The organism is Bowmanella yangjiangensis (assembly GCF_017255015.1).
Lineage (GTDB): Bacteria > Pseudomonadota > Gammaproteobacteria > Enterobacterales > Alteromonadaceae > Bowmanella > Bowmanella yangjiangensis.
The window spans coordinates 1-784 of record NZ_JAFKCS010000373.1 but is presented as its reverse complement, the minus strand read 5'-3'; the positions used below and the strand labels follow the sequence as shown (position 1 = coordinate 784).

1 protein-coding gene is annotated in these 784 nt (G+C 66.6%); it reads left to right on the top strand.

The window, feature by feature from the left end; translation table 11 throughout:
• Positions 1-12 precede the first annotated feature (12 nt).
• On the top strand, positions 13-784 hold a 772-nt coding region (locus J0A65_RS24630; protein WP_232850138.1), incomplete at its 3' end, for a condensation domain-containing protein.

The following is a 784-nucleotide window of genomic DNA, read 5'->3' as shown; positions in this document are numbered from 1 at the left end:
ATGCAGCAGGGCATGCTGTTCCATGCCCTCGACAACCCGGGCTCAGGGCTCTACGTGAACCAGATCAGCGTGGCGGTCGAACAGCTCGATCCGGCACGTTTGCAGGCAGCCTGGGCGCAGGTGGTAGCGCGACACGCGACACTGCGTAGCGGCTTTCTCTGGCAGGGCGGGCTGCGCCAGCCCTTGCAGGTGGTGCAGCGCCAGGTGCCCGCCGAGGTGCGGGTGATCGAGGGCGAGACGGATGTCATCGCCTTTGCCGAGCGTGACCGCGCTGCAGGATTCGATCTGGCCCGACCGCCGTTGCAGCGTATGAGCCTGCTGGCCCTGGGCGAAGGGCGCTGGCAACTGGTGTGGACCATGCACCACCTGGTCACCGATGGCTGGAGCGGCGCGCAACTGATCAAGGAAGTGCTGCAGGTCTATGCCGGCGAGCGTCTGCCAGCACCCGTCGCACGCTACGCCGATTACATCGCCTGGCTGCAGCGTCAGGATGGCGACGCTGCCGAAGCATTCTGGCGGCAACGCCTGGCCGGGCTGGACGAACCCTGTTTGCTGGCCGACAGCCTGCCGCGCCCCGCTGAAGGCAGTGGCCATGGCGTGACCTACAGTCATTACGACGCGGCAGAGACCGAGCGACTGCGGGTCTTTGCCCGGCAGCAGCGGGTGACCCTGAATACCCTGTTGCAGGGCGCCTGGTTACTACTTTTGCAACGCTACACTGGCAAACAGCGGGTAACCTTCGGCGCCACCGTAGCTGGGCGACCCACCAGCCTGGCGGGCGCCG